This window comes from Cypionkella psychrotolerans (assembly GCF_001294535.1).
GTDB lineage: Bacteria > Pseudomonadota > Alphaproteobacteria > Rhodobacterales > Rhodobacteraceae > Cypionkella > Cypionkella psychrotolerans.
In genome coordinates this window covers 16,444-39,842 of record NZ_LGIC01000006.1, presented here as the reverse complement: position 1 = coordinate 39,842, position 23,399 = coordinate 16,444, and the positions used below count along the sequence as shown (strand labels likewise).

Genomic DNA, 23,399 nt, shown 5'->3' with positions numbered 1-23,399 from the left:
GCCGCTGGAGTTTTGCAGGCGGCCACAATGACAATTCTGCCACAGCGCGCCCTGACGCGGGTTGAAGATCTTATCGAGGCCGGGCTCGCCCCCGCCGATCAGGCCAATGCCTTGCAGCAGGTCGCTGAGGCCTTTCGCATCCGTGTCTCGCCCGAGATGCAGGCAGCTATGATCCGTGCCGATGACCCAATCGCTCGCCAATTCCTGCCCGATACGGCTGAGTTAACCATCCGCCCCGAGGAACTGCACGACCCGATCGGTGACACCACCTACAGCCCCACCCCCGGCCTGACCCATCGCTACCCGGATCGCGTGATCCTCGCCGCCACTCACACCTGCGAGGTCTATTGTCGCTTCTGCTTCCGCCGTGAGGCGGTGGGCGAAGAGGGCGCCTTGCCCGAGGCCGATCTGGAAGCGGCGCTGGCCTATATCGCCGCCACCCCCGCGATTTGGGAAGTGATTTTGACTGGCGGCGACCCCTTGGTGCTGTCGCCGCGCCGCCTGAGTGCGCTGATGCAGCGGCTATCCGCCATTCCGCATGTCGAGATTATCCGCTTTCACACCCGCATGCCGGTGGTTGCCCCCGCACGGATCACGGCGGAGATGATCGAAGCTTTGCGCGCCCGCCCCACCACTTATCTCGTGCTGCACACCAACCACGCGCAGGAAATCACGCCAGCGGCTGAAGCTGCCCTGAAACGTCTCGCCGATGCCGGGATTCCGCTGTTATCCCAAACCGTTTTGCTGAAAGGCATCAACGACGATGCCGCCACGCTGGAAAGCCTGTTCCGCACCCTGCTGCGCCATCGCGTGACGCCCTATTACCTGCATCACTGCGATCTTGCCCGTGGCACCAGCCATTTCCGCACCACGATTGCGGCGGGTCAGGCGATCATGGCCGCCTTGCGCGGCAGGCTGTCCGGCATTGGCCTGCCGACCTATGTGCTGGATATTCCTGGCGGATTTGGCAAAGTGCCAATTGGACCAGGCTATGTGGAGACCACAGGCGACGCCTACCAAATCACCGATTGGCAGGGCAGGCGGCACCGCTACAGCGATCCCGCTTAGCCCGCGCGCAAGATCATCCCGAACAAATCACGCGGATCATCGGGATCGGCGATCATATCCAACTGGGTGAACAACCCGGTTTCCGCCAGTTTGCTGCGCACATAGCGCAACGCGCTGAAATCCTCGACCGCAAAGCCAACGCTGTCAAACAACGTGATCTCGCGCGCGTCCGTCCGCCCCTTGGCTTGGCCATTGATCACCTGCCACAGCTCAATCACCGGATGATCGGCGTCCAACTGCTGAATTTCGCCCTCAATCCGGGTCTGCTCGGGATATTCGACGAAGATCGAGGAGCGCAGCAGGATATCCTTGTGCAGCTCGGTCTTGCCGGGGCAATCGCCGCCAACTGCGTTGATATGCACGCCGGAACCCACCATGTTATCCGTCAGAATCGTGGCATATTGCTTGTCGGCGGTCACCGTGGTGATGATCTGCGCGCCCAAAATCGCATCTTCCGGCGTCGCACAAGCCACCACCTTCAAACCACGTCCCGCCAAATTCGAAGCACATTTCGCCGTCGCCGCGGGATCAATGTCGTACAACCGCACCTCGGTAATCCCGCAGATCGCTTTAAAGCCCAAAGCCTGAAATTCCGACTGCGCGCCGTTGCCAATCAGCGCCATCGTCGTCGACCCAGCCGGAGCCAACCACTTCGCTGCCATGGCGCTTGTTGCCGCCGTGCGCAAAGCCGTCAGGATGGTCATCTCGGATAACAGCACCGGATAACCCGTCGCCACATCGGCCAAAAGTCCAAAGGCTGTAACGGTTTGCAAGCCTTGCTTCATGTTGCTGGGGTGGCCGTTGACATACTTAAAGCCATAGGTTTCGCCATCCGAGGTCGGCATCAACTCGATCACGCCGACATCGGAATGCGACGCCACCCGAGGCGTCTTGTCAAACAACGGCCAGCGGTGAAAATCGGCCTCAATCTCGGCGGCAAGGTCGCTTAAAACCCGCTCCACCCCCAGATGCAGCACCAGTTTCAGCATGTTATCGACAGAGACGAAGGGCACATAGGCCTGATGCGACGGCGTGTTCATGGGGCTTCCTTAGCTCCGAGGTGTCAGATGGATACCAGCGATCATGCAGCGCACCGATCCCCCGGCAAGTTCGATAGTGGGCACCTCTAGCGGCACCAAGGGCAGCAGCGCATCAATGCGGTCGCGGTTCACCGGGGTCAGGCTGTCAAAAGCCGTGCGCGACAAAGCCAGAAAGCGGCCGTGATCGCCGGAAAGCTCAATCGCATTGCCGGCAAAACCGGCGATTTCGGCGGGCGACAGGTCAATCACTTCACGCCCACCCTCGGCCAGACGCTGCGAAATCTCGGCCCGCCGTGCCGGATTCACCACGCTCGCCAGCCCGACCATCGCCAGTTCGGTGCCGATGCACATCAGCACATTGGTGTGGTAAATTTCGCGGCCCTGTTCGTCATGCGCGTCAAACACCATCGGCTCGTAGCCAAAATGTGTGCAAAACCGCTCTAGCGCCACCGGATCGGCGCGGTTGGATTTCACCGTATAGGCGATGCGGCCAACATGATCCAAAACCATCGCCCCTGTGCCTTCCAGCGCGATGCCATCCGCCTCCAGCCCCGAGTAATCAATCACATCTTGCACGCGATATTTCGCCTTCAGCATCTCAATCACATCGCTGCGGCGCTCACGACGACGGTTCACCGCGTGCATCGGATAGATCGCGATGCGGCCGCCGATATGGGTGGAAAACCAGTTGTTCGGGAAGACGGAATCCGGCGTGTCGCGGCTGCCGTCATCCTCGAACACATGCACCACAACACCTTGATCTCGCAAGGTTTTCACCGACAGATCAAACTCGGCCAAAGCGCGAGCCGCAAGGACGCTGGCCGCCCCGTCGCCCTTACGCTGAAACGCATTATCGGCGGCGGTTTCGGGGTTGGAATGGAAAGCGTGCGGGCGGATCATCACCACCGCTTCGGGGGCTTGCAGCAGATTGCGGCGCATCAGAAGCTCCGGGTGGGACGGTCGAAGACTTTGCGACCCATCAGGCTGCCCACCAAGTCGACCATCAGTTTGGCGGTGCGGCCACGCTCATCGAGAAACGGGTTCAACTCGACCAGATCCAGCGAGGTCACCAGTGCGGATTCGTGCAAAAGCTCCATCACCAGATGCGCCTCACGGAACGTCGTGCCGCCCGGAACGGTGGTGCCCACCGCAGGCGCAATCGAAGGATCGAGGAAATCTACATCCAAAGACACATGCAGCATCCCGCCCGCATCGCGCACCATATCGAGAAATTCTCGCAACGGGGCCACGATGCCACGCTCGTCCAGCACCCGCATGTCATTGATCGCGATGTCATGTTTCAGCAGTGCGGCATGTTCTGCCGGATCCACCGAGCGGATGCCATAGAGACAAATCTGCGACGCCGGAATCGGTGCGGGGAAGGCCGGAAACGCCTCAAACCCCTCACGTCCGGCGATATAGGCCACGGGCGTGCCGTGCAAATTGCCGCTTTGCGTGGTTAAAGGCGTGTGAAAGTCGGAATGGGCATCCAACCACAAAAGGAACAGCGGACGATCCTGCCGCGTGGCATAGGCTGCAGCCCCGGCAACCGAGCCCAAAGCCAGCGAATGATCGCCGCCCAGAATGATCGGCAAACCGCCGCTGCTCAGCGCATCATCGACCTTGTCGGCCAACACTTCGGTCCAGCCCAGCACTTCCGCCAAGCTGTGTACCGCCGGGTTCGGGCAGCTGACCGCCTGCAACGCGGGCAGCACCATATCGCCCCAATCTTCCACGCCATGGCCCAATTCGCGGATGGCTTGCGCCAATCCCGCCACGCGGTAAGCGGTCGGCCCCATCACGCAACCGGGACGGCGTTGGCCTTCGTCAATCGGCGCACCGATCAGAATGGTGTTGGGCATGAGATTCTCCTTTGGCGCGATACTCTTTCCATCTTGCGTCGAATCATACAGATATTTATGGCGATCCGCATAAGCCACCTCGCATAATGGCAGGAAAATTGACCATGTTGGACGAAACCGATACCCGCCTGATTGCCGAGTTGCGCCGCGATGGCCGCGCGGCTTTGTCCGACCTTTCCGAACGCTTGGGCCTGTCGCGCGCCACCGTCCGAACCCGGATGGAGCGGTTGACTGCCAAGGGAGAGATCGCCGGTTTCACCGTGCTGACCCGCTCGGATGTCGCCGAAGCGCCGGTGCGCGGGCTGATGATGATCATCATCGAGGGCAAGGGTGGCGAAAAGGTGATGGCGCGGCTGGCGGGTATCCCTGCGGTGATGGCGGTGCATTCGACCAATGGCAAATGGAGCCTGATCGCCGAGATTTCTACGCAGACTCTGATCGAACTGGATGAGGTGATCAACCGTATCCGCAACATCGACGGTGTGCTGACCTCGGAAACCAACCTGTTGTTATCCACCCGCAAGGCGGGGCGACGCTAAGCTCCGCGAAACTTCGCCGCACGTTTCTCGAGAAACGCCGCGACGCCTTCGCGGAAATCTTCCGTCGCCCCACAAGCGCCCTGCAACTGCGCCTCGAGCGCCAGTTGCTGATCCAGATCATTGCCAAACGACGCCCGCAATGCGGTTTTCACCCCGCGATAAGCCAGCGTCGGCCCATTCGCCAAACTCAAAGCCCGCGCCTGCCAATGCGCACTAAACTCCTGATCCGGCACACATTCATAGATCATGCCCCAATCCGCCGCCTGCCGCGCGCTGATCTTGTCGGCAAACAAAACCGCCCCCATCGCGCGGGCAAGGCCGATCTGACGCGGCAACCAGTAACTGCCGCCGGCATCCGGCACCAAACCAATCCGGGTGAACGCCTGAATGAATGACGCACTCTCGCAGGCAATCACCACATCCGCCGCTAGCGCCAGATTCGCCCCAGCCCCCGCAGCCGCCCCCTGCACTGCAGAAATCGTCGGGATCGGGCAATCGGTGATCGCCTTCAGCACCGGTACATATTCCTCGTTCAGCACCCGCTCCAGATCGAGCGGCCCAGACGCATCGCCCAAATCCTGCCCCGAGCAAAACGCCCGCCCGGCCCCGGTGATCACCAAAACCCGCGCCTCAGCGCCCGCGCGCAACACCGCCGCCAGCATTTCGGCGCGCAAAAGCGAGGATAAAGCGTTCATCACTTCGGGGCGATTGAGCGTGATCACCGCCACGGCCGCCTCGACCTGATAGGAAATCGTCTGATACATCAAAGCCCCCCTGATTGCCCGCAGACTATCAGGGCAGGGGCCTCGGGCCAGCGAAACCCAGCGTCACTTGTCCAGCAGCTCCGCCAGCCGCGTCTTGTCGGCCTCGGTCAAACCTTCCGCCTCAGCCGCCACCGCGCGACGGCGGCTCATCGCCAAAGCAATCCCAGCCCCGGCCAGCAGCATCGCAGGGCCCGCCAGCCACAGGATCAAGCTGGAGCCTTCCGCGCGCGGGGTGAACAGCACAAACTCGCCGTACCGCGCCACGACGTAATCGACCACCTGCGCGTCACTGTCGCCCGCCACCAAGCGTTCGCGCACCGCCAGCCGCAAATCCCGGCTGATCGGGGCGTTGGAATCGTCGATATCCTCGCCCTGACACACCGGACAGCGCAGGTTGCGCGAAATCTCGCGCGCCCGCGCCTCTAGCCCCGGATCTTGTAGCATTTCATCGGGTTGCACCGCAAAGGCAGGCGAGGCCACCAGCAGCAGCGCCAAGAGAACCGCCCGCATCATTCCGCGGCCACTGCGATAGCCTCAGACCGCCGCGCGCCAGCCGCCACCCTGAACCGCCGATCTGACAGACTGAGCATCCCGCCCAATGCCATCAGCAACGCGCCGCCCCAAATCCAATTGGCAAACGGCTTGATGTAACTGCGCACCGCATAGCCACCGTCGTCTTGGGCATCGCCGATCACCAGATAGAGGTCACGAAACACCCCTTGATCAATCGCGGCCTCGGTCGTCGGCATCCCCGCCACCGGATACATCCGCTTTTCGGGATGCAAACTTGCCACCTGCACGCCCGCCTTGCGCACGATCATATCCGCCATGGTCGAGTGGTAATTCGGCCCCTCGACCTTGTTCACCGCCTGCAAGGTCACGTCATAGCCGCCCAAGGCAAAGCTTTCGCCGATTTTCACGGTGCGAATATCTTCGGTCACCCAAGCCGTCATCGCGGCGACGGCGAAAATCGTCACCCCCATACCGGAATGCGCCAGCATCTTGCCCAGATCAGCGCGGGGCAGGCGGGTCAAACGGCCCAGCCGCGCGGAAACCGAACCCCGCCCCAGCCGCTGCCAAAGGTCAATCAGCGCGCCCATCACCACCCAAGCGCCCAAGGCGGCGCCCACCGGACCCAAAGCAGATTTGCCGGTCTGCACCGCATAAACCAGCAGCCCAACCGCCAAAGCCAGCACCAAAGCGCCACGCAAAGGCCGGATCGCTCGCCGGATTTCCGCGCGTTTCCACGGCAGCATCGCGCCCACAGGCAGAATAACCGCCAGCGCCACCATGAACGGCGTGAACGCTGCATCGAAAAAGGGCGGTCCCACCGACAGTTTGCGCGCGAACACCAACTCGGCGATCAGCGGCCAGATCGTGCCGGTGAACACCACAAAGGCCGCAACCGCCAGCAGCAGGTTGTTCGCCACCAGCGCGGTTTCCCGGCTGACCACGGCAAACACGCCTTTGGCCTCTAACACGCTGGCGCGGAACGCGAATAGCGTCAGAGATCCGCCCATAAACACGCCGAGGATGCCCAGAATAAACACCCCCCGCGCCGGATCATTGGCAAAGGCATGCACGGAGGTGATCACACCGGAGCGCACAATAAACGTCCCCGTCAGCGAAAACCCAAACGCCAAGATCGCCAGCAGGATCGTCCAAGCCTTCAGGCTTTCACGTTTCTCCACCACAATCGCCGAATGCAACAAGGCCGCCGAGATCAGCCACGGCATGAAGCTTGCGTTCTCCACCGGGTCCCAAAACCAAAACCCGCCCCAGCCGAGTTCATAATAGGCCCACCACGACCCCATCGCGATGCCGATGGTCAGGAAAATCCATGCCGCCAGCGTCCAGGGTCGCACCCAGCGGCCCCAAGCCGCATCGACACGACCCTCCAGCAGCGCGGCAATGGCGAAGGAAAAGCTCATCGAAAGCCCGACATAGCCCAGATACAAAAACGGCGGATGAAACGCCAAACCGGGGTCTTGCAGCAACGGATTGAGATCATTGCCATTCATCGGTGGGTTTTCCAGTCGCACGAATGGGTTCGAGGTCAACAGCATGAACGCCATGAACGCCACGCCAATCGAGCCCTGCACCGCCAAAACCCGCGCCTTCAACCGCATCGGCAGATTGCCGCCAAACCAAGTGGCACAAGCACCAAACCCCGACAGGATCAGCACCCAGAGCAGCAAAGACCCCTCATGATTGCCCCAGACGCCTGCGAATTTATACAGCATCGGCTTGGCAGTGTGCGAATTCTCCACCACCAGTTTCAGCGAAAAGTCTGAGGTGACAAAGCCATAGGTCAGCGCCGCAAAGCTGGTGGCGATCAGCAAGAACTGCACCACCGCCGCCGGATCGCCCAGCGCCATCAACCGCGCATCCCCGCGATACGCCCCCCAAAGCGGCAAGGTGGATTGCACCAGCGCCACCACAAAGGCCAGCACCAAGGTGAAATGTCCAAATTCAATGATCATCGCGGCCTCCCGATTGGCTATCGGTATAGGCCAGATTGCTGCTGGCGGAAATGGCCTGCGCGAACATGTCGCGCAGGCGTGTTCAGGGGCATTATGCGGGCTTTTGGCGTGCTTTATCCGACTGACGCCAAAACGCCGCGTTACACCCCGCGCGACAGTGCCGCCACCCCGGTGCGCGCCATCTCACGCAGCCCCAAAGGCCGCATCAATTCGGCAAACGAGTCAATCTTCTCGGGCGTCCCGGTCATCTCGAACACGAAGCTTTCCAAGGTGCTGTCCACCACATGCGCCCGGAAAATCTCGGCCAAACGCAAAGCCTCAATCCGCGCCTCGCCCTTGCCTGCCACTTTCAACAGCGCCAACTCGCGCTGCACAGCGGGGCCTTCGACCGTCAGATCATGCACCTCATACACCGGCACCATCCGCGCCAGCTGCGCCTTGATCTGCACGATCACCTCCGGTGTCCCCGTCGTCACCACGGTAATCCGGCTGCGATGGCTGGTATGATCCACTTCGGCCACGGTCAGGCTGTCGATGTTATAGCCGCGCGCGGTGAACAAGCCGATCACGCGCGCCAAAACCCCCGGCTCATTCTCGACGATCACCGCCAGAGTATGCGTCTCAATCACCGGCGCATTCGGGTCGCGCAACTCATAAGCCGAATGGCTGGACGCGCTTTTCTTGATGTTTAGCGGAGACATCTTTGGTCATCCTCTGTGTAAAAATATCCTCAGGGGTCCGGGGGGCGAGCCCCCCGGTACGACATCTCAAACCAAAACCGCGCCCTTGGCACCGATCACGCCTTGGGTATCCGCATCGCCCAACAGCATCTCGTTATGCGGCTTTCCGCTCGGGATCATCGGGAAGCAATTCTCGTGCTTCTCGACCCGGCAATCAAAGATGAACGGCCCGTCATAACGGATCATTTCCATGATCGCATCATCTAGATCCTTGGGGTCGGTCACCTGAACGCCCTTGCAGCCAAACGCTTCCGCCAGCTTCACGAAGTCCGGCAACGACTCCGACCAGCTTTGCGAATAGCGCTCGCCATGCAGCAATTCCTGCCACTGCCGCACCATCCCCAGCCGCTCGTTGTTCAGGATGAACTGCTTGACCGGGGCCCGGAACTGCATCGCGGTGCCCATTTCCTGCATGTTCATCAGCCACGAGGCTTCCCCAGCGACGTTGATCACCAAGCTGTCAGGATGCGCAATCTGCACACCAATGCTCGCGGGCAAACCATAGCCCATCGTCCCCAAACCGCCCGAAGTCATCCAACGGTTCGGCGCCTCAAAGCCCAGATATTGCGCCGCCCACATCTGATGCTGGCCGACTTCGGTGGTGATGTAGCGATCCATGCCTTTGGTCAGCGCTTCCAGCCGCTCCAGTGCATATTGCGGCTTGATCACCTTGGTCGAGCCTTTGTAGCCCAGACATTTCACCGCCCGCCAAGTGGCAATCTGCGCCCACCACTTCGCAAGGCCGACTTTGTTCACACGGCTCCCGCGCGATTTCCACAAAGCCAATGCCTCCTCCAGCACATGCGCAATATCACCGACGATGCCCACATCCACCCGGATCACCTTGTTGATCGAGGATGGGTCGATATCGACATGCACCTTTTTCGAGTGCGGACTGAAATCCGGGATACGCCCAGTAATGCGGTCATCAAACCGCGCGCCAATGTTGATCATCAGATCGCAGCCATGCATCGCGAGGTTGGCTTCATACAACCCATGCATCCCCAGCATCCCCAGCCAAGCGGTGCCGCTCGCGGGATAAGCCCCCAGACCCATCAGGGTCGAGGTGATCGGAAACCCCGTCGCCGCCACAAACTCACGCAGCAAAGCACTGGCCTTCACGCCCGAATTGATCACGCCACCGCCGGTATAGAACACCGGACGCTCAGCGGTTTCCATCATCTCAACCATCGCCGCGATCGCCTCAGGGTCGCCCTTCACGCGCGGTTGGTAATGCGACACCCGGGTTTTCTCCATCGGCGTATAGGTGCCGGTGGCAAACTGCACATCTTTCGGAATGTCGATCAACACTGGGCCGGGGCGGCCATGCGAGGCGACGTGAAACGCCTGATGGATGGTTTCCGACAGCTTCTCGGTGTCCTTCACCAGCCAGTTATGCTTGGTGCAGGGCCGGGTGATGCCAATGGTATCGGCCTCTTGGAACGCATCGGTGCCGATCATAAAGGTCGGCACTTGCCCAGTCAGCACCACCAAGGGGATGCTATCCAGCAGCGCATCGGTCAACCCGGTCACGGCATTGGTGGCGCCCGGACCGGAAGTGACCAAAGCCACGCCCACCTTGCCGGTAGAGCGGGCATAGCCCTCGGCCATATGGATCGCGCCCTGTTCATGGCGCACCAAGATATGCCGAATGTCGTTTTGCTGGAAAATCTCATCGTAAATCGGTAGGACAGCGCCACCCGGATAGCCAAATACGACTTCAACACCCTGATCCTTCAGGGCTTGAACCACCATTCGTGCTCCGGTCATCTGACGCGTCATGATCTTTTCCTACGTTTGGGCCTTAGGCCCTTTGGTCAATAGAAGTTCGGGCATTCGCCCTTGCGGCCAACAAAAAGCCCCCGGAGATTACTCGGGGGCGCATGGGAAACCTGATGGTCAAACCGTTACCGGCCCATGCGCTTTATCCTTACGACGACTAGAATGCTGAGCATTACAGACCCCTTGAGCTTCGAGGGGGAAACTAGGGCGGCGGGACAGGGCCGTCAACTGCAAATCGACATGAAATATGTCGCCAGAGGCTAGTTTTTTGAACTTTAATTACAAATTAGTGGATCAATGGGTAATTTTCGCAACTTTTGCATCTCGCACCGCCCGATGCCCCTCCCGAGTCGCCACCACCCGTGTCGTGAAACCGATTTTTGGCAGAAACATCCTGGCCCCCGCATCAAGCGGTGCAAAGATTAACAAAGCCTGAATGGGGGCGCACAAGCCCTTGATTTTCTTAGCGCCTAAATCTGTCCACGCGTGGCGCGGCTAAATCGGTTGCAGCAAATCCCAACGGTTGCCCCAAGGATCGCGCCAGACCGCCACCGTGCCGTATTCCTCTACGCGCGGGTCTTGCTCAAACACCCCACCCGCCGCGACAATCCGCGCCGCATCACGGGCAAAATCATCGGTGTGCAGGAACAGCCAGACCCGCCCGCCCGCCTGATCCCCCACTGCAGCACTTTGTCGCGCCCCTGTCGCCCGAGCCAGCACCAGTTGCACGCCGCCACCCGCAGGCTGCACCGTCACCCAACGCTTGCGGCCCTGATCTATGTCGGCGGTGAGTGTAAACCCCAAGCCGTCGCAGAAGAACCGGATCGCCTGATCATAATCCGGCACCACCAGCGCCAGCGCTCCAATCATTCCCGCAGTACGCTGCGCGCTTCGGGCAGAGTGATGCGGGCGACTTGCTCGGCAATCGGGTCAACGGACAGGGGATGCAACTCGGCCCGGTGATCGGCAGGATCGCCAATATCCTGCCAAGCGCCGTGCTTGAAAATCTCCAGCGCGTTGAAGCCGGCCTTGTAGCCCATCTTGCGGCTGCCGGGCACCCAATAGCCGAGGTAGACATAGGGCAGCCCAGCCTCACGCGCGATGGCGATATGGTCCAAAATCGCGAATGTCCCCAAAGACAGATCAATCATATCGGGGTCATAAAAGCTGTAGACCATCGACAGCCCGTCATCAAAAACATCGGTCAGCGCGACGCAAGCCAAAGGTCGCCCGCGCTCGCCCGGACCAGCTGCCCGCGTATACTCAATCACCCGGCTTTTGATCGGGGTTTCCTCGATCATCGCGGCAAATTCAAACACATCCATATCGGCCATGCCGCCATCGGCGTGGCGGGCATCCAGATAACGCCGGAACAGGCTGAACTGATCTTCGGTCGCCCAAGGGCTGGTCGCGTTGCGGCGCAGATGCGCGGCGTTCTTCATAATCTTGCGCTGGGTGCGGCTGGGTTTGAAATCGGCAACCCTGATCCGCGCCGACAGACAAGCCGAACATTCCGCACAAGACGGCCGATAGAGCACATTCTGCGAGCGCCGGAAGCCCTGTTTCGACAGCGAGTCATTCAACCGTTGCGCCTGATCACCCTGCAAGGCGGTGAACAATTTCCGCTCCATCCGCCCCTCCAGATAGGGGCAGGGCTGCGGGGCCGTGACATAGAATTGGGGCGCAATCGGAACGGTGTGGCGCATTATCTCGGGCTGCAAGGTTAGGGATAGCGTACCCTAGCAAGGCTAAGCGCCGCCGCCAAGCGCAATCAGAAGCGCGATCCGCGCCGGGCAAGCCAGCGGAAACCTTGCGCAAACAAAAGCCCCCCGGCGCAAACCGGGGGGCTTTGGGGTCAGACGATCCGCCCGAGGATCAGTATTCGCCGGGGCGTGCCACTTCGGTCGGTGCGGCAGGGGCAGAGGCGGCACGCGCGCGGTCTTCCATAAAGCTGTCGAATTCCGACTTGTCCTTAGCTTCGCGCAAACGTTGCAGGAAGGACTCGAATGCGGTCTGCTCATCCTCCAGACGGCGCAGCATGTCGGTCTTGTAGGCGTCAAAAGCGGCATTGCCCGAGGGGCGCATCGCCGAATGGTGGCCGCCCCAGTGATGCGCGTGACGCTCAAAGTGGCGGGCGCGGCGTTCCGCGCAAGAAGAACGGCTGAACATACGTTTGCTCCAGATCATATAGGCCAGAAAGGCCAGGCCCACGGGCCAGATGAAGATGAAGCCAAGCACCATGGCGGCGATCCAGGCAAATCTGCCGCGATCATCAAGCCAGGCCTCGGCGCGGCGCAGGATAGAAAAGATTCCGCCGGAGGAAGGGGCGGTGGTCGAACTGGTATTCATCGGCGGACTCCCGTGTTTCGGTTGTTGTGTCAGCGTATCACCCTATGTGAATGCCTTTCACATGAGCCAAGATGCGCTGTGTCGGGTTCGCTTTCAAGGGCTATGTGAATGATATTTACATAAGACCGGTTCGAGCTTCAAAAACACGCGAAAACCCGCCTAATCCATGCCGCCGCCGCCCGGACTTGATCCGGCGCCTCAAAGTGGAAGGTCACACGAGGAAAAGAGGCCCCGGATCAAGTCCGGGGCGGCGGGGGGTATTGGGACCGTTCAACCCACCTGACCATTAAGCGGTGAACTCCGCCACAATCGCTCCGGTGATCTGCTGCAACTGCGCGGGCGGGATCGCGAAAATATGCCGGGGCGTTCCCGCCGCGGCCCATACGGTTGCGTAGGTGAGCAAGCAAGGGTCCATCCACAACGGCAGCGGCGTCAGATGCCCCAAGGGCGACACCCCGCCAATCGCAAACCCCGTCACCGCGCGCACCTGATTGGCATCGGCGCGGCCCAAACCCTCGCCCGCCAAAGCGCTGGCGCGGGGAGCATCCACCTGATTGCCGCCTGCGGTCAGAAACAGATACAACCCGCGCTGGCCTCCAAAGATGATCGACTTCACAATCTGATCCAAGGCGCAGCCCGCAGCCGCAGCCGCTTGCGCTGCGGTCCGGGTTTCTCCCGGCATTTCAAGCGGAGTGCCAGTGACCCCCGCCGCCTGCATGGCAGCCACCACCCGCGCTAGACTTTTGCTCATCACCGCCTCCGTTTTCCGGCTTTATCGACAAAGCTCCGCTGCAGAGCAAGTCTGCCGGTTGACCCCGCCCGCAACCCGCCGCAAATTACCGCCATGAGCCAGAATTTCGCCGCCCGCATGACCCGCCAGCCCATCGCCTTTGACCGCGATCAGGCCGCCGATATTGCCACCAGCTTTGCCGACCTCGCGCCCGATCTGCGCGGTCTGCTGGCCAATACCGCTGGGTGCAGCCCCTATCTGAAAGCCCTGATGCTGCGCGAGGCGCAATGGCTGCGCGTCGCCCTTAGCCTCGCGCCGGAAACCGTCTTTGCCGGGGTGCTGGTGGCGCTGAACGACGTGGCCCTCGAGCAACTGCCAACCGAGCTGCGCCAAGCCAAGCGCCGTGCGGCTTTGCTGACGGCGCTTGCCGATCTGGGCGGAGTGTGGTCGCTGATGCAGGTGACCGGGGCGCTGACCGATCTGGCCGACCGCGCCGTTGACCTCGCGATGCAGCGCTTGGTGGCTGATGAAATCCGCCGCGGCAAGCTGCCCGGCGCCACCCCCGACGATGTGGCCACGGCGGGCGGCATGATCAGCTTGGCGATGGGCAAGATGGGGGCGGGGGAGTTGAATTACTCCTCCGACATTGATCTGATCTGCCTGTTCGATCAGGACCGCTACGGCGATGATTGGCAAGACGCCCGGGCCGCCTTCATTCGCGTCACTCGCAAAATGGCCGCGATGCTGTCAGAGGTTACGGCGGAAGGCTATGTCTTTCGCACCGACCTGCGCCTGCGCCCGGATGCCTCTGTGATGCCGGTGTGTCTCTCGATCGCCGCCGCCGAGGCCTATTATGAAGCCCAAGGCCGCACATGGGAGCGCGCCGCCTATATCAAAGCCCGCCCCTGTGGGGGCGATATTGCGGCGGGTAATCGCTTTTTGAAAACCCTGACACCGTTTGTCTGGCGCAAACACCTCGATTTCGCCGCCATTCAAGACGCCCATGACATGCGCCTGCGTATCCGCGAACACCGGGGCCTGAATGGGGCTGTGACGGTCGAAGGCCACAATATGAAACTTGGTCAAGGCGGGATCCGTGAGATTGAATTTTTCACCCAAACCCGCCAACTGATCGCCGGGGGCCGTGATGTTGCCCTGCGCGACCGCACCACCTTAGGCGGCTTGGCGGCCCTCGCGGCGAAAGACTGGCTGCCGCCCGAAGTTGCCACTGACCTCTCCACGCTCTATATCCGACACCGCGAGTTGGAACACCGCATCCAGATGGTGAATGATGAGCAGACCCACAATCTGCCGACCTCCCCCGAGGGCATCGCCCGCATCGCCGCTTTCTGCGGTCAGGACGAAGCGAACTTCCGCGGAAACCTGCTCGACCGCTTGGCCCGCACCGACCGCCTCACCGAAGGCTTCTTTGCCCCCAGTGCTGTGGAATCCGGCCCCGACCTCTCTGATCACGCGGCCCAGATCGTCAAAGGCTGGAGCAGTTATCCCGCCCTGCGTTCTGACCGCGCCCAAGCGATCTTCCTGCGTCTGCGCCCGGTGCTGCTGAAACGCCTGACCCGCGCTGCCAACCCCGATGAGGCCCTCGTTGCGCTGGATGGCTTCCTTGCGGGCCTGCCGTCCGGCGTGCAAATCTTCTCGCTGTTTGAGGCCAACCCGCAACTTGTCGATCTGATCATCGACATCGCAGGCACCGCCCCCGCCTTGGCGCGGTATCTGTCGCGCAACGCAAGCGTGCTGGATGCGGTGATCGGCGGCTCGTTCTTCGCGGCTTGGCCCACAACCGCTGCCCTCACCGCCGAACTGTCCAAACGCCTCGACGATATCCCAGACTATGAGCGGAAACTCGACGCCGCGCGGCGCTGGATGAAGGAATGGCATTTCCGCATCGGTGTCCACCATCTGCGCGGGCTGATTGATGGCTTTGAGGCGGGCAAACAATATGCTGACCTCGCCGAGGCGGTGATCGCGGCGATTTGGCCCGTGGTCTGCACCGATTTCGCCGCGAAGCATGGGCAGGCTCCGGGGCGAGGCGCGGTGGTTCTTGGCATGGGCAGCCTGGGCGCTGGCCGCTTGAATGCAGGCTCCGACCTTGATCTGATCATGATCTACGACGCCGCTGGAGTAGAGAGTTCCGACGGCAAACGCCCCCTCGCAGCTAGGCCCTATTACGCGCGCCTGACGCAAGCGATGGTCACGGCCTTGTCGGCGCAAATGGCCGAAGGGCGGCTTTACGAGGTGGACGTGCGCCTGCGTCCTTCGGGACGGCAGGGCCCGGTTGCGACCTCAATCGAAAGTTTCCGCAACTACCAGAGCAATGAGGCTTGGACATGGGAGCACCTCGCCCTGACCCGCGCGCGGGTGCTGGCGGGGGAGCCTACGCTCGCTGCTGAGGTCGAAGCGTTTCGCCGGGAAACCATCGCCAGCAAGGGGCAGGGGGCAACGGTGCTGAAAGACGTAGCGGATATGCGCGCCCGTCTGGCCGAGGCGAAGCCGGGAGCGGGCGGTTGGGATGCGAAATTCGGCCCCGGTCGGATGATGGACATTGAACTTTTGGCGCAAACCGTCGCCCTGCAAACCGCCAGCCCAGCGCGCGGGGTGGAACGCCAGATCGCGGCTGGAGGCCAGATTGCAGGCAAAATCACGGGCGGAACGCTGGCTAAACTGTCGCATTCGGATCAGTCGGCGCTGCTCGACGCCTATAGGCTGTGCTGGCAAATGCAGGCGGCAAGCAAACTTTTGTCTGACAAGGCGCTGGATCCCGCAACCTTGGGGCTCGGCGGCGTGGCTTTTTTGCTGCGTGAGGCGGGGGAAACGAGCACCGAGGCGCTGACCGAACTGCTGGTGCGGCGGGCAGCGCTTGCAGAGCAGGTAATTTCGGCCCATCTGAACGGGTGATGCATGGGGAGACGCGCGGTGGATCTATCAGAAGCAGACCCGAAAGGGTTGGTGCGCGAAAGCTACAACATCGAGGGCATCAGCTATGGTGAGTGCGGCCAGATCTTCATCGACTGGGTGCTGAGCCTGCCTGCGGTGGTCAACACGCCCGATTGCATCCGCGCCTTGCTGGCGCATTACGGCATCCCCAACCCCGACCACCCCATGACACGCGTGCTGACCGAAGCTTTGACCGCCCCCGAACACCCCAAACGCCGGGGCGGTCGTGCGGCGCGGTTTCCATCGAACCCTTAGCGCCCATCTAACCCCGAGCGGCAGCTTCCAGCGCGGCAATGTCTAGCTTGACCATGCCCATCATCGCCTGCATCACTCGGCCTGATCTGTCTGCCGTCAGCAATCGCGGCAGCGCGCGCGGGATGATCTGCCACGACAGACCAAACGGGTCGGTCAACCAACCGCAGCGGCTTTCCACGCCCCCCCCCGACAGTAGCGCAGCCCACAGCCGATCCACCTCGGCCTGCGTGTCGACAGTGACGCTGATCGAGGCGGCGGGCGACAGCTTGCAATGTGGCCCGCCGTTCAGCCCCCAATATTTCTGCCCGATCAAGGTGAAGGCGACCATGAACGCACCTGCCGCTGGATCGCGGCCTTTGTAGGATATGTTGGTGATCTCGGCGTCATCAAACAGACTGCAATAGAGCCGCGCCGCCGGCTCGGCCTGATCGTCAAACCACAGACAGGTTGAGATTTCCGGGTCTTGTTTTGGATCAAGCATCATTGGCCCCATTTCATTGCGACAAGCCTTCGCGTGTTTCCGACCGCGCCAAGCCCGCAAAATAGACGCGGGCGGGCGTGATCAATTCGGTGCCTTGCGTGCCATGCAGATAAATTCCGAATTTGAAGTAATTCGGTTTCGGTGCCGCGCGCGAAATGTTGCGACCTTGCAGCACGGCTGCCTTGCGTCCATCATCAAACACCTCCGCCAACCCGTCGCTACCCGCGCTCCATTTGATATGAGACTCAAAGCGATGCCAGCCCCCCCGCAAAGCCGCCGCATCCCCCAAGCCAATGCGCTGATCCGGGTTGCACTGCCCCGGTCCGTCGAAAATATTGTTTTGCAAGAACAGTTTTGTCGAGTTCTCTGCCACACCAATATCCAGATTGGGACATTCGCCATTGTGCCAATAGGCGAAAGAATAGGTGCCGCCAGCCTGCTGCGCCTTGCCTAAAGGAAAGCCAGCGTCCAGATAGATCCACCAGCCATATCACGCCTCGGTTGGCTGCCTTTTGCCGTTTTCACAGGCTTGCGCGCACAGAATTGAAGCTGCAGTCGCTGTCGCCGTTGCTGTATTTTTTGCCAGAACACGCCCCCGCGTCGATCACAAAGCGATGCACTTTCGCCGTAGGGCCTGCGCCGGTTGGATCGGCAATCACTTTGTAACTACCGGGCGCGTTGATCGGTTCTTTCAGGAATTTGCCTAAGCCACCGAAGTCCTGCGCGGTTGCTGGCAAAGCGAGATTCGCAAGAAACAGAGCCGCGCAGATCTCGCGCGCGCGCCCTAAAATATTCTGGCGAATTTGCGCCATGGCACCCCCCAACCCGCACATTCTATGGCAAGGTTAGGAGGCTGACTTTTGCATGTCAAAACGTATTGTCTAACCACGCAGAGCAGCCGCCTCGGCAGCCAGCACCGTGATCGCCGCCCAATCGCCCTTGGCCATCGCCTCTTTCGGGGCAACCCACGAGCCGCCGATACACAGAATGTTCTTCAAGTTAAGGTAATCCCGCGCGTTTTTCAGACTGATCCCACCGGTTGGGCAGAACGACACCTGCGGAATGGGGGAGCCGATGGATTTCAGATAAGCCGCACCGCCAGCCTGCTCGGCTGGGAAGAATTTCTGCACCGTGTAGCCCTGTTCCAGCAGCGCCATGATCTCGGACGCCGTCGCAGCCCCCGGCAACAGCGGCAATTCATATTCTGCACAGGCGTCCAACAGCCGTTCGGTCGCCCCCGGAGAGACGCCAAATTTCGCCCCCGCCGCTTTGGCCGCTTTCACATCCGCAGGCGTCAGCAAGGTGCCCGCGCCAACCACACCGCCCGGCACTTCGGACATCGCCCGGATCGCATCCAGCGCGCAAGCGGTGCGCAGGGTGACTTCCAAGGCGGGCAGGCCGCCCTTCACCAAGGCTTCGGCGAGGGGTTTGGCATGGGCCATATCGTCGATCACCAGCACCGGCACCACCGGGGCAAGGCCGCATATTTCGGCAGCAAGGCGGGATTGTTTGCTCGGTTTCATTGGCGTCTCCATCCCCATCTTGCGGGGCAGGTTGAAAGTGAGGATGCCTCCGGCGGGGATATTTGAGCGCAGAGGATGACCTGCTGTTTCTCAAATACTCCCGCGCGGCAGGCGAAAACTTAGATTACCACGGCAGCACCAGTTTCCGAGGTGCCGACGTTGCGGCGGAACGCCTCGAACAACTCGCGTCCCATGCCGTGACGGTTGGCGGACAGATCAGCGGTGACAGGCTCGCGGGCGTCGAAATCGGCGGCCAACACCGACAAAGTGCCCGCCACCGCATCCAGCCGCACAATATCGCCATTGCGCAGCCGCGCAAGCGGCCCCCCCTTGGCAGCCTCGGGCGAGACATGGATCGCCGCAGGCACGCGGCCAGAAGCCCCCGACATCCGGCCATCCGTCACCAAGGCCATCTTCAACCCGCGATCTTGGCAGACCGACAGCATCGGCGTCAGCGAGTGCAATTCCGGCATCCCATTGGCTTGCGGACCTTGGAAGCGCACGACGACAATGGTGTCAGAAGTGAACTCGCCAGCCTTGAACGCCGCTTTCACATCGTTCTGATCGTGGAAAATCCGACAAGGTGCCTCGATGATATGGCGCTCTGGTGCCACAGCAGACACCTTAATCACGCCGCGCCCAAGATTGCCGGACAGTTGACGCAACCCCCCGGTCGGTTGGAACGGATCAGAGGCGGGGCGCAGTATTTTGTCATTCAGCGTGTGGTTCGAACCCGGCGTCCAGGTCAGCCGCCCATCGAGCAACTTCGGCTCGGTCCGGTAATGCCGCAAGCCTTCGCCCGCCACCGTCTTGGCATCGCCATGCAAAAGCCCGTGATCCAACAGCTGCCCGATCATATAGCCCAGCCCGCCCGCCGCGTGGAAATGGTTCACGTCGGCCAGACCATTCGGGTAGACCTTTGCCATCAAAGGCACTGCTTGGCTGATCTCATCGAAATCCGCCAGATCGAGCAGCACGCCCGAGGCGCGCGCCATCGCAGGCAGATGCAACACCAAATTCGTCGAGCCGCCCGTCGCCATCAGCCCGACCAAACCGTTGACATAGGCGCGCTCGTCCAACACTTCCCCAGCAGGGCGGAAATCATTGCCCAAAGCGGTGATCGCCACGGCGCGCTCCACCGCATAGGTGGTCAAAGCCTCGCGCAGCGGCGTGTTCGGGTTGACGAAAGACGCGCCGGGCAGGTGCAGGCCCATGAACTCCATCAGCATCTGATTGGTGTTGGCGGTACCATAAAACGTGCAGGTGCCGGGGCCATGGTAAGAGGCCATTTCAGCCGCCATCAGCTCCTCGCGCCCAACGGCCCCGGTGGCAAACGCATTGCGCACCTTGGATTTTTCGTCATTCGGCAAACCCGAGGTCATCGGCCCCGCAGGCACGAAAACCGCCGGGATATGGCCGAAAGCCGCCGCCGCCATCACCAGACCGGGGACGATCTTATCGCACACTCCCAGAAACAAAGCCGCATCGAAGGTGTTGTGCGACAAGGCTACGCCCGCCGACAATGCAATCACATCGCGTGAGAACAGCGACAGCTCCATCCCGGCCTGACCTTGGGTGACGCCGTCACACATCGCCGGAACCCCGCCCGCGACCTGCGCCGTAGCGCCAGCCTTGCGGGCGGCGTCGCGGATCAGTTTGGGATAGTCCTCATAGGGCTGATGCGCCGAGAGCATATCGTTATAGGCGGTGACGATGCCGATATTCGGCACCCGGCCTGCCGCCAAAGCGTCTTTATCCGCCCCCATCGCCGCATAGGCATGCGCCTGATTGCCGCAAGACAGATGCGCGCGCGTCGGACCCTGCGCTGCCGCTGCTGCCAGCCGTGTCAGATAATCGCCGCGTGTTTGAGCCGACCGCTCGCGGATGCGGTCAGTCACGCGGTCAATGGTAGAGTTCAACGACATCGGGCACCTCAGGCTTGGCAAGAAAGCTGCAATAGCGGCGTGTTTTAGTTGTAACAGATGATGTTAGCGCTAACAACCCGGTTCTGCTGCTGGCGCAAACAAATTCTGGCCACAGGTGTAGGGCGCAGGCCGGACCTCTTTGGTCCGATGCAATCCGGCCACAGTCGTGAATGCACCCGCATCATACCTTGATTTGGCGCGATATTCACCAAAAACCTGCCACATTTACAGGGCTTTGTTTGGTTAACGCCCGATAAGTCTAAAGGCGGCGGAGCAACCAAAGGGTGAAGCTATGAAGATGACTTCGATTTCCATTCTGGTGCTGGCCTTGGGCCTTTCGGCCTGCGCGCAAACCACCTCCATGTCGTCGCAAAACCAAGTGTCGTCGGATCTGTCGCAGGCCTCGCGCCTGCCGCAAGCCCCCGGCCCGCGCGGCCCGGTGATGCTGCAAGCCGAATATGACGTGAAGGCCGTCAATGTCTTGGTGCCTCACACGCTGAAAGTCTCCGAAGCCAACACTTTCCATCCCTCCGCTGATATCGTCTGGCGCGGCGATCTGCCGGGCGACCGCTATGCCCAAGTTAAGGCGATTTTCGATGACGCCGCCGCCCGCAGCACCGCCACGATGCACACCGGCGAGCCCGTCGTGGTTGATCTGGAAGTGGTACGCTTTCACTGCCTGACCGAGAAAACCCGCTATACCGTTGGTGGCGTCCACTCGCTGCATTTCATGATGACGGTGCGCGACGCTGCAACCGGAGTGGTGCTGCAGGGCCCGCGCCTGATTGTCGCGGATGTGAAAGGTGCAGGCGGCAACCGCGCTGTGGCCGAAGAACAAGCGGGTCGCACGCAAAAGGTGGTGGTGACCGACCGTCTGACCGAAGTGCTGCGGCGTGAGCTTTCCGCGCCGATCGCTGTGCTGCCCGCTGATGCGGTGGTGACGCGGTTTGACGGTACTCCGGCGCAGCTGGCCAGCCTTCAATAACCGGCCGCGCTGAAAAACGCAGGCCTTTTCACAGACGCAATATCTTAGTATGGGGGGGCATGAGCTCCCCCATTTCGCATACCCCCGCCCCGAACACCTCCGATGATGCCGCCGACACCGGTTCTGAGACCGTCTCGCGCCGCTATCCTATCGTCCGCCTGCGTCCCAAGGCCGAGGCCCGGGCGTTGCGCCACGGCTTCCCATGGGTTTACGCCGATGAACTGGTGACGGACCGCCGCACCAATAACCTCGCCCCCGGCGCTTTGGCGATTTTGGTGGATGGAGATCGCCGCGATCTGGGTCTGGTGACGGTTAATACCAACTCCAAAATCATCGCCCGGATGCTGGATCGCAACCCCGAGGCGGAATTGGATCAAGCGTGGTTTGAGGCCAAACTCAGCCGCGCCTTCAGCTTGCGCGACCGTCTTTATGACCAGCCGTTCTACCGCTTGGTGCATGCCGAAGCCGATGGCCTGCCCGGCATTGTCATCGACCGTTTCGGCGATGTGGCGGTGATCCAACCCAACGCCGCTTGGGCCGAGGCGCATCTGGACGTGCTGGTCGCGGCCTTGCAGGCGGTGACCGGCGTTCAAACCGTGGTGAAAAACGCCACCGGACGCTCGCGCGGGCTGGAAGGCTTGAACGAGGAAAATCTGGTGCTGGTGGGGGGTGTTTCCGCGCCGATCCAAGTGCCGATGAACGGGGCTATCTATCTGGCGGATGTCACCGGAGGCCAGAAAACCGGGCTGTTCTTCGATCAACGCCCGAACCACGCCTTCGCGGCGGGCTTTGCTAAGGGTGCCAAAGTGCTGGATATGTTCGCCCATGTCGGCGGCTTTGGCCTTGCGGCTTTGGCCAATGGCGCGGCTTCGGTGCTGGCGGTGGATGCCTCGGCCCCCGCCTTGGCGCTGGCAGGGCAGGGTGCCGAGGCTTCGGGCTTTGCCGACCGCTTCATCACCCGCCAAGGTGACGCCTTTGACGTGCTGGAAAGCTTGGGCGCAGAGCGCGCGCAATTCGATCTGGTGATCTGCGACCCACCCGCCTTTGCCCCGGCCAAGCCTGCGCTGGAAGCGGGCCTGCGCGCTTACGAACGTATCGCCCGCCTTGCAGCACCCTTGGTCGCCCCCGGCGGCTATCTGGTGCTCTGCTCATGCAGCCATGCCGCAGACCTCGCATCCTTCCGTAACGCCTCTGCCCGTGGCATCGGGCGCGGTGGCCGTCGAGGCCAACTTCTGCACACCGGATTTGCCGGACCAGACCACCCGATGCTGCCGCAACTGGCGGAAAGCGGCTATCTCAAGGCCCTGTTCTTCCGGCTCGACTAAATGAAAGCCGTCCTCGACGCCTGCGTCTTATACCCCACCGTCCTGCGGGAAATCCTGCTGGGCGTGGCGGCGAAGGGGCTGTACGAGGCGCTGTGGTCTGATCGCATCCTGCGCGAATGGACCCGCGCCACCGCCAAACTTGGCCCCGAAGCGCAGGCGCTGGCGGAAACCGAAGCCACCCTGCTGCGTGTCGCCTTCCCGCGTGGTTGCGTGCGCGAGCAGCCCAATATCGAATCCCGCCTGCTATTGCCCGACCCCAATGATGTGCATGTGCTGGCCATCGCCATCGCGGGCCACGCCGATTGCATTGTCACCTTCAACGCCAAGGATTTCCCGCGCCATCTGCTGTCCGAAGAAGGGCTAGAGCGCCGCGACCCTGACGGCTTGCTCTGGCAGCTGTGGTCGTTCCATCCCGGTGACGTGGCCGAGGTGGTAGCCCACGTCCACGCCACCGCCGAAGCAATGAAGGGGGAAGCTATCCCCCTGAAATCCCTGTTGAAACGCGCGCAACTGCCGAAGCTCGCCAAGGCGATTCTCGCCGATGTGTAGGATGGGTTTTTAACCCACCTTGCGGAATGGTGGGTTTCGGAACG

The 23,399-nt window shown here is 61.5% G+C and carries 24 protein-coding genes; 7 read left to right on the top strand and 17 right to left on the bottom strand.

All coding sequences use genetic code 11. The annotated features are described in order from the left end of the window. Nucleotides 1–27: 27 nt before the first annotated feature. Nucleotides 28–1,068: a lysine-2,3-aminomutase-like protein gene (locus AKV04_RS00695; protein ID WP_054004562.1), complete on the top strand. Its 1,041-nt coding sequence runs from the start codon at nucleotides 28–30 to the stop codon at nucleotides 1,066–1,068. Here the strand turns inward: AKV04_RS00695 and AKV04_RS00690 are convergent. The 3 genes from AKV04_RS00690 to rocF are packed head-to-tail and all read right to left on the bottom strand — an operon-like array spanning nucleotide 1,065 to nucleotide 3,970. After that, a complete protein-coding gene (locus tag AKV04_RS00690) occupies nucleotides 1,065–2,108 on the bottom strand; it encodes an ornithine cyclodeaminase (RefSeq protein WP_054004561.1) in 1,044 nt (347 codons plus the stop codon). The genes AKV04_RS00695 and AKV04_RS00690 overlap by 4 nt on opposite strands. A 9-nt stretch (nucleotides 2,109–2,117) precedes the next feature. After that, nucleotides 2,118–3,047, bottom strand: coding sequence for a citrulline utilization hydrolase CtlX (gene ctlX / locus AKV04_RS00685; protein ID WP_054004560.1), 930 nt, complete (start codon nucleotides 3,045–3,047; stop codon nucleotides 2,118–2,120). Beyond that, the gene (gene rocF / locus AKV04_RS00680) at nucleotides 3,047–3,970 is read right to left on the bottom strand and encodes an arginase (RefSeq protein WP_054004710.1); all 924 of its coding nucleotides are present in this window, start codon (nucleotides 3,968–3,970) and stop codon (nucleotides 3,047–3,049) included. The genes ctlX and rocF overlap by 1 nt, the downstream gene beginning before the upstream one ends. Nucleotides 3,971–4,077: 107 nt before the next feature. On the opposite strand from rocF, the gene AKV04_RS00675 reads away from it, so the two are divergent. Next, nucleotides 4,078–4,509 (top strand): Lrp/AsnC family transcriptional regulator, encoded by a 432-nt coding sequence (locus AKV04_RS00675; protein ID WP_054004709.1) that lies wholly within the window; start codon nucleotides 4,078–4,080, stop codon nucleotides 4,507–4,509. Here the strand turns inward: AKV04_RS00675 and AKV04_RS00670 are convergent. From AKV04_RS00670 to AKV04_RS00630, 9 genes are all read right to left on the bottom strand, one after another. Continuing rightward, nucleotides 4,506–5,276 carry an enoyl-CoA hydratase-related protein gene (locus AKV04_RS00670; RefSeq protein ID WP_054004559.1) on the bottom strand — a complete coding sequence of 257 codons (771 nt, stop codon included), beginning with the start codon at nucleotides 5,274–5,276 and terminating at the stop codon, nucleotides 4,506–4,508. The genes AKV04_RS00675 and AKV04_RS00670 overlap by 4 nt on opposite strands. Before the next feature lie 60 nt (nucleotides 5,277–5,336). Next, complete coding sequence (locus AKV04_RS00665; RefSeq protein WP_407638393.1) at nucleotides 5,337–5,786, bottom strand: cytochrome c-type biogenesis protein; 450 nt, start codon at nucleotides 5,784–5,786, stop codon at nucleotides 5,337–5,339. Next, nucleotides 5,783–7,756: a heme lyase CcmF/NrfE family subunit gene (locus AKV04_RS00660; protein ID WP_054004558.1), complete on the bottom strand. Its 1,974-nt coding sequence runs from the start codon at nucleotides 7,754–7,756 to the stop codon at nucleotides 5,783–5,785. The genes AKV04_RS00665 and AKV04_RS00660 overlap by 4 nt, the downstream gene beginning before the upstream one ends. Before the next feature lie 140 nt (nucleotides 7,757–7,896). Next, nucleotides 7,897–8,457 carry an acetolactate synthase small subunit gene (ilvN, locus tag AKV04_RS00655; protein WP_054004557.1) on the bottom strand — a complete coding sequence of 187 codons (561 nt, stop codon included), beginning with the start codon at nucleotides 8,455–8,457 and terminating at the stop codon, nucleotides 7,897–7,899. 66 nt (nucleotides 8,458–8,523) lie between these two features. Then, a complete protein-coding gene (locus AKV04_RS00650) occupies nucleotides 8,524–10,278 on the bottom strand; it encodes an acetolactate synthase 3 large subunit (protein WP_054004556.1) in 1,755 nt (584 codons plus the stop codon). A 495-nt stretch (nucleotides 10,279–10,773) separates the two neighbouring features. Further along, complete coding sequence (locus AKV04_RS00645; protein WP_054004555.1) at nucleotides 10,774–11,148, bottom strand: VOC family protein; 375 nt, start codon at nucleotides 11,146–11,148, stop codon at nucleotides 10,774–10,776. After that, a complete protein-coding gene (locus AKV04_RS00640; RefSeq protein WP_054004554.1) occupies nucleotides 11,145–11,984 on the bottom strand; it encodes an arginyltransferase in 840 nt (279 codons plus the stop codon). Before AKV04_RS00640 ends, AKV04_RS00645 begins: the two co-directional genes overlap by 4 nt. A 169-nt stretch (nucleotides 11,985–12,153) precedes the next feature. Next, nucleotides 12,154–12,627, bottom strand: a complete 474-nt coding sequence (locus AKV04_RS00635; RefSeq protein ID WP_054004553.1) for a DUF2852 domain-containing protein — start codon at nucleotides 12,625–12,627, stop codon at nucleotides 12,154–12,156. 286 nt (nucleotides 12,628–12,913) lie between these two features. Further along, nucleotides 12,914–13,378 carry a YbaK/EbsC family protein gene (locus tag AKV04_RS00630; RefSeq protein ID WP_054004552.1) on the bottom strand — a complete coding sequence of 155 codons (465 nt, stop codon included), beginning with the start codon at nucleotides 13,376–13,378 and terminating at the stop codon, nucleotides 12,914–12,916. A gap of 93 nt (nucleotides 13,379–13,471) precedes the next feature. Here AKV04_RS00630 and AKV04_RS00625 point away from each other — a divergent pair, with 93 nt between their 5' ends. Together AKV04_RS00625 and AKV04_RS00620 are read left to right on the top strand one after the other, a co-directional pair. Then, nucleotides 13,472–16,273, top strand: coding sequence for a [protein-PII] uridylyltransferase family protein (locus tag AKV04_RS00625; protein WP_054004551.1), 2,802 nt, complete (start codon nucleotides 13,472–13,474; stop codon nucleotides 16,271–16,273). 18 nt (nucleotides 16,274–16,291) lie between these two features. Further along, nucleotides 16,292–16,567 carry a hypothetical protein gene (locus AKV04_RS00620; RefSeq protein WP_054004707.1) on the top strand — a complete coding sequence of 92 codons (276 nt, stop codon included), beginning with the start codon at nucleotides 16,292–16,294 and terminating at the stop codon, nucleotides 16,565–16,567. 7 nt (nucleotides 16,568–16,574) lie between these two features. On the opposite strand, the gene AKV04_RS00615 is transcribed toward AKV04_RS00620, so the two are convergent. The 5 genes from AKV04_RS00615 to edd all read right to left on the bottom strand — a co-directional run bounded on the left by AKV04_RS00615 (nucleotide 16,575) and on the right by edd (nucleotide 20,496). After that, nucleotides 16,575–17,048, bottom strand: a complete 474-nt coding sequence (locus AKV04_RS00615) for a VOC family protein (RefSeq protein WP_156317283.1) — start codon at nucleotides 17,046–17,048, stop codon at nucleotides 16,575–16,577. A 13-nt stretch (nucleotides 17,049–17,061) separates the two neighbouring features. After that, nucleotides 17,062–17,526, bottom strand: coding sequence for a heparin lyase I family protein (locus tag AKV04_RS00610; protein WP_082351470.1), 465 nt, complete (start codon nucleotides 17,524–17,526; stop codon nucleotides 17,062–17,064). Nucleotides 17,527–17,569: 43 nt separating this feature from the next. Continuing rightward, nucleotides 17,570–17,860 carry a hypothetical protein gene (locus AKV04_RS00605; protein ID WP_156317282.1) on the bottom strand — a complete coding sequence of 97 codons (291 nt, stop codon included), beginning with the start codon at nucleotides 17,858–17,860 and terminating at the stop codon, nucleotides 17,570–17,572. A gap of 69 nt (nucleotides 17,861–17,929) precedes the next feature. Beyond that, nucleotides 17,930–18,571 carry a bifunctional 4-hydroxy-2-oxoglutarate aldolase/2-dehydro-3-deoxy-phosphogluconate aldolase gene (eda, locus tag AKV04_RS00600; protein WP_054004548.1) on the bottom strand — a complete coding sequence of 214 codons (642 nt, stop codon included), beginning with the start codon at nucleotides 18,569–18,571 and terminating at the stop codon, nucleotides 17,930–17,932. A 119-nt stretch (nucleotides 18,572–18,690) separates the two neighbouring features. Further along, entirely contained in the window at nucleotides 18,691–20,496 is a 1,806-nt protein-coding gene (edd, locus tag AKV04_RS00595) for a phosphogluconate dehydratase (RefSeq protein WP_054004547.1), read from the bottom strand. 292 nt (nucleotides 20,497–20,788) lie between these two features. Between edd and AKV04_RS00590 the strand changes: the two genes are divergently transcribed. The 3 genes from AKV04_RS00590 to AKV04_RS00580 are packed head-to-tail and all read left to right on the top strand — an operon-like array spanning nucleotide 20,789 to nucleotide 23,355. After that, nucleotides 20,789–21,481: a DUF6778 family protein gene (locus AKV04_RS00590; protein WP_054004546.1), complete on the top strand. Its 693-nt coding sequence runs from the start codon at nucleotides 20,789–20,791 to the stop codon at nucleotides 21,479–21,481. A gap of 59 nt (nucleotides 21,482–21,540) precedes the next feature. Beyond that, entirely contained in the window at nucleotides 21,541–22,806 is a 1,266-nt protein-coding gene (locus AKV04_RS00585) for an RSP_2647 family RNA methyltransferase (RefSeq protein WP_082351469.1), read from the top strand. Next, nucleotides 22,807–23,355: an RSP_2648 family PIN domain-containing protein gene (locus AKV04_RS00580; protein WP_054004545.1), complete on the top strand. Its 549-nt coding sequence runs from the start codon at nucleotides 22,807–22,809 to the stop codon at nucleotides 23,353–23,355. It abuts the gene before it with no gap. Nucleotides 23,356–23,399 lie beyond the last annotated feature (44 nt).